This is a genomic window from Streptomyces sp. adm13(2018) (genome assembly GCF_008042145.1).
GTDB lineage: Bacteria > Actinomycetota > Actinomycetes > Streptomycetales > Streptomycetaceae > Streptomyces.
In genome coordinates, this window is sequence record NZ_RDBH01000158.1 from 1 (window position 1) to 6,732 (window position 6,732).

6 protein-coding genes are annotated in these 6,732 nt (G+C 74.1%); 4 read left to right on the forward strand and 2 right to left on the reverse strand.

The genetic code is table 11. The features are described 5' to 3' along the window. From EAO70_RS34950 to EAO70_RS34965, 4 genes are all read left to right on the forward strand, one after another. Positions 1-1,055 (forward strand): terpene synthase family protein (locus tag EAO70_RS34950; protein ID WP_222723506.1); only part of this gene is annotated, 1,055 nt, incomplete at its 5' end. A 54-nt stretch (positions 1,056-1,109) separates the two neighbouring features. Continuing rightward, positions 1,110-2,012 (forward strand): oxygenase MpaB family protein, encoded by a 903-nt coding sequence (locus EAO70_RS34955; RefSeq protein ID WP_148006838.1) that lies wholly within the window; start codon positions 1,110-1,112, stop codon positions 2,010-2,012. 5 nt (positions 2,013-2,017) lie between these two features. Continuing rightward, the gene (locus EAO70_RS34960; RefSeq protein WP_148006839.1) at positions 2,018-3,094 is read left to right on the forward strand and encodes a PLP-dependent cysteine synthase family protein; all 1,077 of its coding nucleotides are present in this window, start codon (positions 2,018-2,020) and stop codon (positions 3,092-3,094) included. Next, entirely contained in the window at positions 3,094-4,122 is a 1,029-nt protein-coding gene (locus tag EAO70_RS34965) for an ornithine cyclodeaminase (RefSeq protein WP_148006840.1), read from the forward strand. The genes EAO70_RS34960 and EAO70_RS34965 overlap by 1 nt, the downstream gene beginning before the upstream one ends. Before the next feature lie 130 nt (positions 4,123-4,252). Here the strand turns inward: EAO70_RS34965 and EAO70_RS34970 are convergent, their stop codons facing one another. Both EAO70_RS34970 and EAO70_RS34975 read right to left on the reverse strand, forming a co-directional pair. After that, a complete protein-coding gene (locus EAO70_RS34970) occupies positions 4,253-5,407 on the reverse strand; it encodes an acyl-CoA dehydrogenase family protein (protein WP_148006841.1) in 1,155 nt (384 codons plus the stop codon). After that, positions 5,404-6,543 carry a CaiB/BaiF CoA transferase family protein gene (locus EAO70_RS34975; RefSeq protein WP_148006842.1) on the reverse strand — a complete coding sequence of 380 codons (1,140 nt, stop codon included), beginning with the start codon at positions 6,541-6,543 and terminating at the stop codon, positions 5,404-5,406. Before EAO70_RS34975 ends, EAO70_RS34970 begins: the two co-directional genes overlap by 4 nt. Between the last annotated feature and the right edge of the window lie 189 nt (positions 6,544-6,732).

Genomic DNA, 6,732 nt, shown 5'->3' on the forward strand with positions numbered 1-6,732 from the left:
TCCCCGCACCTCGACTCGAAACGACGGGTGACACCGTGTCCCTGCGCATGCCGCACCTCCAAGCGGAGTTCCCTCCGGAGCTCAGTCCGTTCGCCGACCGGGCGGAGGCGGGAACCCGGGCCTTCGTGGCCCGCTTCGGCCTCGCCCCCGACGAGGCCGCCCGCCGCCATCACGAGCGCTCCCTGCTCGGCACCCTGATGGGCAGGGCGTACCCGCACTCCGGAGCGGAGGAGCTCCAGCTCGTGACCGACTGGATCAGCTGCATGCTGGTCCTGGACGACCAGTTCGACGAGACCTCCCTCGGCACGGAGCCGGAGCGGCTCCGCGCGGTCTGCGACGAGGTGCTCGGCTGGTTCACCGAGGACGGCTCCGTCGACGACGACGCCGGCCCGGCGGCGCACTCCCTCACCGAGGTGTTCCGCCCCGCCTACGCGGACCTGTGGCGCCGCACCGCCCCCCTCACCTCGCCGACCTGGCGCCGGCGCCTCGCCGCCCACATCGGGGCCTTCTTCGACACCTGCGTGTGGGAGTCGGAGAACCGGCTCACGGGCCGCGTCCCCGGGCTGGACGAGTACATCGCCCACCGCGGCCGCGCACTCATGCCGTACCTCGACCTCATCGAGGTCACCACGCACTTCGAGGTGCCGGAGGAGATCTACGAGCTCCCGGCCTTCGCCGAGATGAACGCGGCGCTGTCCGACGCGGACCTGTGGACCAACGACCTGTTCAGCTGCGAGAAGGAGGCCCTGCTCGGCGACCCGCACAACCTGGTCCTGGTCCACCGGCACGCGCACGGCACGGACCTGCAGACCGCCGCCGACGCCGTCGGGGAGATGGTCCAGGGCCGCTTCGACCGGTTCACCGCGCTCAGCTCCTCCTTCGCGGAGCACCTGACGCCCGCCCAGCGCGCCCTCCTCCCGGCGGACCGCCTGGAGCGCCACGTCGCGGGGCTGCGGAGCTGGCTCACCGGCCAGCTCCAGTGGCGCTTCGAGACCCTGCGGTTCGACCCCACGCGGCCCGAGGTCACCAGCACCGCGGGCTCCACCCCGCTGTAGGCGCGCGTCCTGCACCCACTTCACCCACCGTGACCCACCGTGAACGGGGTACGCATGCGAGACCGTTACGCGACACTCAGACATCTGGAGACCCTCGACCCCAAGGCGGACCACCAGGAGATCCACCGCATATCCTCCGACAGCGAGTTCCCCTGGGACTACGGCCGCGGGCTCGAGGTCGCCATCTGGCGCACCTGCTGCGTGCCCGCCATCTCCGACGTCCTGGACGGCAGCGGCGAGTTCGCCCTGCGGGCCCAGAAGCGGTACGACGACACCCGTATCCTGCTCGGCGAACTGGTCCGCGGGGGCTACGACTCCCCGCGGGGGCACCAGGCGATCCGGCAGATCAACCAGGCGCACCGCAGGTTCGACATCGCCAACGAGGACATGCTGTACGTCCTGTCGACCTTCATCCTCGAGCCGGTGCGCTGGATCGACCGCTGGGCCTGGCGGCGTACCTCCGAGACGGAGCGGCTGGCCGCCTTCTACTTCTTCACCGGGGTCGGCAAGCGGATGAACATCCGCGAACTCCCCACCAACTACGACTCGTTCGAGCGGTTCAACCGCGAGTACGAGCGGGCCCGCTTCCAGCGGGCCGCGAGCAACCACCGCGTCGGCACCAACATCCTGGGCCTGTACGCCTCCTGGTACCGGCGCCCGGTCAGCGACCTGGTCGCGGCCACCCTGCCGTGCCGGCTGGACGCGCCCGCGCTGGACGCCCTCGGCATGTCCGCCCCGCCCCGCTGGGCGCGGGTGGTCCACCGCGCCGGGCTCCGCGGACACGCGGGGGCCGAGCGCGTCGCGCCGCGGCTGATGGCCCGGCTGATGACCCGGCCGACCGCGCGGACGTACCCGGGCTACCCGCACGGTTACGACCTCGCCGACATCGGTCCCCAGCGGACCGTCCCGCCCGTGCGGCAGCAGCCGACGGCCCGCGTCGACAGCCTCAAGGACTGAGCACCATGACCCGAACCACAGTTCCCGCCGCGCCCTTGGCGGCCATCGGCGACACGCCCCTGCGGCCGGTCGTCGTCCCGGTCGGCGACCGGACCGTGCGGATCTGGCTGAAGCTGGAGGCCGAGAACCCCTTCGGATCGATCAAGGCCCGCACGGCGGAGGCCCTGCTGAACGCCCTGGAATCGAGCGGGGCCCTGCGTCCGGGGATGCGGGTGGTCGAGTCGACCTCCGGCAACCTGGGCGTGGCGCTCGCCGGCCTCTGCGCGCAGCGCGGCTACCGGTGCACCCTGGTCGTGGAGCCGAGCACGCCGCCGGCCAGCGTCGCGCGGATGCGCGCGTACGGCGCCGATGTCGTGACCGTACGCGAGGTGCCGGGCGGCCGGACCCTCGGGGCACGGCTCGAAGCCGTCCGCGCGATCGTCTCGGCCGGCTCCGACGCCGTGTGGACCGACCAGTACGCGAGCCCCGCCAACCCCGGGGTGCACGAGTGGCAGACCGCCGCGGAGCTGGTGAAGGCCGCGCCGGAGGGCCGGTTCGACGCGGTCGCCGTGGCCGTGTCGACCGGCGGCACGCTGGCGGGCATCGCGCGGTTCTTCCGCGACCACGCCCCGGACACCCGAGTCGTCGCGGTCGACGCGGTGGGCTCCTCGGCGCTCGGCGGCGCCCCCGCCGACCGGCCGTTCAAGCTCATGGGCTTCGGCTCCGGACAGGTGTCGGGCTTCGTGGAGCCGCGCCACGTCGACCACGTGGTGCGGCTGACGGACCAGGCGGCCGCCGCGGCCTGTGTGCTGATCGCCCGGCGGACCGGGATCTCCCTCGGCGGCAGCGGCGGCGCCGCGGTGCTCGCCGCCGTCTCCCGGGCGCTCGGCGACCCGTCGCTGCGGGAGATCGCCTGCGTCTGTCCGGACAGCGGCGAGAAGTACCCGCAGTTGCGCGAGGCCCCCGCGGACGGCGGTCCGGGGTGCGCGGGCGAGATCCGCGCGGCGCTGGGCCTGCTGGACCGGGTGCGGGCGGGGGGACCCGCCGCGCCCGCCCCGAAGCACCCGTGGAGACCGCCGAACCCCTGGAAGGGAACGCACTGATGACACCGCACGACGACACGCTCACCTATCTGGACAGCGCCGACGTGGCCCGGCTCTGCGACGGGCTGCCCGTCGCCGACCTGGCGCGCGACACGCTCCTCGCCTACCGGCGCAAGGAGGCGGGGCTCACCCCGGAGGCCGCGTTGCGCTGGACCACCCCGTCCGGGGCGTCGGCGCGCAGCCTGGTCCTGCCCGGCTGGGCGGACGGCGCCTACGGCTGCAAGATCATCAACGCCTCGCTGGGCAACCACCTCCTCGGCCGGCCGCGCGCCGCCGGGCTGGTCGTCCTCGACGACCCGGAGACGGCGCGACCGGTCTGCATCATGGAGGGCGGGCGGATCAGCGCGCTGCGCACCGCGGGTGTCTCGATCGCGGCGCTGCGCGCCGTGCGCGATCTGGCGACCGTCCGGCGGGTGGCCTTCCTCGGCTGCGGCCGGCAGGCGGAGGTCCACCGTGAACTCCTGGTGAGCGCCTGCCCCGGCGTCGAGGAGCTGATCGTCCACGACCGGGACGCGGACCGGGCCGAGGAGCTCGCCGCACGCTGGCGCGCCGCACACCCGGCGGTCGCCGTCACGGTGACCCCGGACGCCCGCTCCGCCGTCGAGCGCGCCCAGGTGACGGTCGCGGTGACGACGACCACCGAGCCGTACGTGGAGCTCGAGTGGGTGCCGGCGGGCGGCACCTTCGTCAACGTGTCCCTCGACGACGCGGCCGAGAGCCTGCTGCTGGGCTGCGACCACCTGTTCGTCGACGACTGGGACCTGGTCGTCGACGACGACCACCGGCTGCTCGGCAGACTGGCCCGGGCCGGCCGCGTCTCCGGCCCGGGGACGGCCGCCCCCGCGGGCGGGCGGTCGGTGGACGCCTCCCTGCCGGAGCTGTTCGCCGGCGACTACCCGCGTACGGTCGCCGAGGACGAACGGGTGGTGATCAACCCCTTCGGCATGGGCGTCCAGGACATCGCGCTGGCCGCCGCCGTGTACGCGCGCGCCGTCGAGCGGGGCGTCGGCCTCTCCCTGCCGCAATGAACCGGGGCGTACGGCGTCCCCCGCCGTACGGCCCTCCGCCGCTCGCGGTCCCCCACCGCGCCCGGCACCCCCACGACCGTGGCCCCCGCCGGATCACCGGCGGGGGCCACGGTCGTCCTGCGGCCCTGGATCAGTACGACTTCGGCAGCCCCAGGGTGTGGTGCGAGACGAAGTTGAGGATCATCTCCCGGCTCACCGGGGCGATCCGCGCCACCCGGGAGAGCGTCAGCAGGGAGGCGAGTCCGTACTCGGTGGTCAGACCGTTGCCGCCCAGGGTGTGGATCGCCTGGTCGACGGAGTGGGCGCACGCCTCGGCGGCGGCGTACTTGGCCATGTTGGCGGCCTCGCCGGCGGCCATGTCGTCGCCCGCGTCGTAGAGTTCGGCGGCCCTGCGGGTCATGAGCCGGGCGAGTTCGAGTTCGATGTGGAGCCGGGCGAGCGGGTGGGCGACGGCCTGGTGGGCGCCGATCGGGGCGGACCACACCTGCCGGGTGCGGGCGTAGTCCACGGCCTTGTCCAGGGCGTACCGGCCGAGGCCGGCGGCGAACGCGGCGATCATGACGCGTTCGGGGTTCAGTCCGGCGAAGAGCTGCTGGAGTCCCGCGTCCTCCTCGCCGACGAGCGCGTCGGCGGGCAGTCGCACGTCGTCCAGGACGAGTTCGAACTGCTTCTCGGGAGCACTGAGTTCCATCGGTATCTCGCGGTGGGAGAAGCCGGGGGCGTCGCGCGGGACGACGAAGAGACAGGGTTTGAGGCGGCCGGTCCGGGCGTCCTCGGTCCGGCCCACGACCAGGGTGGCGTCGGCCTCGTCGACCCCGGAGACGAAGACCTTGCGGCCGGTGAGCAGCCAGTCCGTGCCGTCGCGGCGGGCGGTGGTGGTCAGCCGGTGGGAGTTGGACCCGGCGTCCGGCTCCGTGATGCCGAAGGCCATCCGGGAGGAGCCGTCGGCCAGCCCGGGCAGCAGGCGGCGCTTCTGTTCCGGAGTGCCGAAGCGGCTGATGACCGTGCCGCAGATGGCGGGCGACACCACCAGCATGAGCAGCGGGTTGCCGGCCGCGCCGAACTCCTCCATGACGAGGGCGAGTTCGCTGATGCCGCAGCCCCCGCCGCCGTACTCCTCCGGGAGGTTGACCCCGAGGTAGCCGAGCCGTCCCGCCTCCGTCCAGAGCTCTCCCGGGGTGCGCGGGTCGGGACCGCCGTCGCCCCGGCCGCGTGCGAACGCGGCGACGGCCTCCCGCAGTGCCCGGTGCTCGGCGCTCTCCGCGAACGTGCCGTGCCCGCTCATCCGACCAGCTCCGCGAGGATCTCGGCGGTGTGCTCGCCGTGCCCGGGGGCGGCGCCGCGCAGCGAGTCCAGTCCCGCGCCGAACAGGACGGGGAAGCGGACCTGTCGGCGCGGCTCCTCGGTCGCCGATCCCGGCAGCGTCCCGACGAGGTCGCGGGCGGCGACGTGCGCGTCGGCGAGGAACGCGTCGGCGGTCTCGTACACCGGCGCCCAGGGCAGGTCCAGGGCGGCGAGCGCGGCGCACCACCAGGCCAGGTCGCGGCGGGCGAAGACACCGGTGAGGAGCTCCCGGATCCGTCCACGGGCGCGGGTGCGCGCCGTGCGGCGGTCGTACGCGTCGTCGTCGAGCTCGGGGAACTCGCCGGCGAAGGCCTTGCGGAAGGTCAGCCAGAACTTGTCCTCGAAGGTCGCGAGGGCGATCCGGCCGCCGTCCGCGGCGGTGAACACGTCGTTGTCGCCGGTGACCAGAGGGCTCTCGGCCGGGTCGGACAGCGTGCGCAGGGGCAGCGCGAGCGGACCGGCCCAGGCGGCGGCCGCCTCGTGCAGGGACACGTCGAGGTGCTGGCCGCGGCCGGTGGCGCGGGCCGAGGCGACCGCGACCGCGGTGGAGAGGGCCGCGTACATCGCTCCGGCGAGGTCGGCGATCCTGAGGCCCACCCGGTCGACGCGCTCGCCGGGGCGGTGGGGCACGGCGAAGAAGCCGGACAGCGCGAGGAAGTTGAGGTCGTGGCCGGGTCGGGCGGCGTAGGGTCCGTCCTGTCCGAAGCCGGTGATGGAGCAGAGCACCACCCGTGGGTTGGCCTCGCGCAGCCGCTCGTAGCCCAGGCCCATGGCGTCGAGGACGCCGGGACGGTGGCTCTCCACGACGGCGTCGCTGCGCTCCACCAGCCGCAGCAGGGTCTCCCGTTCGGACGGCTCGCGCAGATCCAGGACGAGGGAGCGCTTGTTGCGGTTGAGCGCGGCGAACGTCTCCGGATCGACCAGCCGGCCGTAGTCGCCGCCGTCCGGGCTCTCCACCTTGACCACGTCGGCACCGAGGTCGGCCATCAGCACCGTGGCGAATCCCCCGGGCAGCAGCCGTGAGAGATCGAGGACTCGTATGCCGTCCAGGGCCGGCCAGCCCGCCGTCTCGTCCACCTGCGACTCCTTTCGCTCCCGCGGCCTCCGGTCGAGGGCGGGCACAAGCGGGCGCACGTTACCCGCCACCGGACGGCGGGCCCTGGACGGAATCTGCACGGCTCCTGCCTCCCCCGTGCGGTTCCCCCGCCGGAGGGAACCCCTTCCAGCCGCCGGGGGATTCGGGACCGGGGGCCCGCGGGGTGGGAT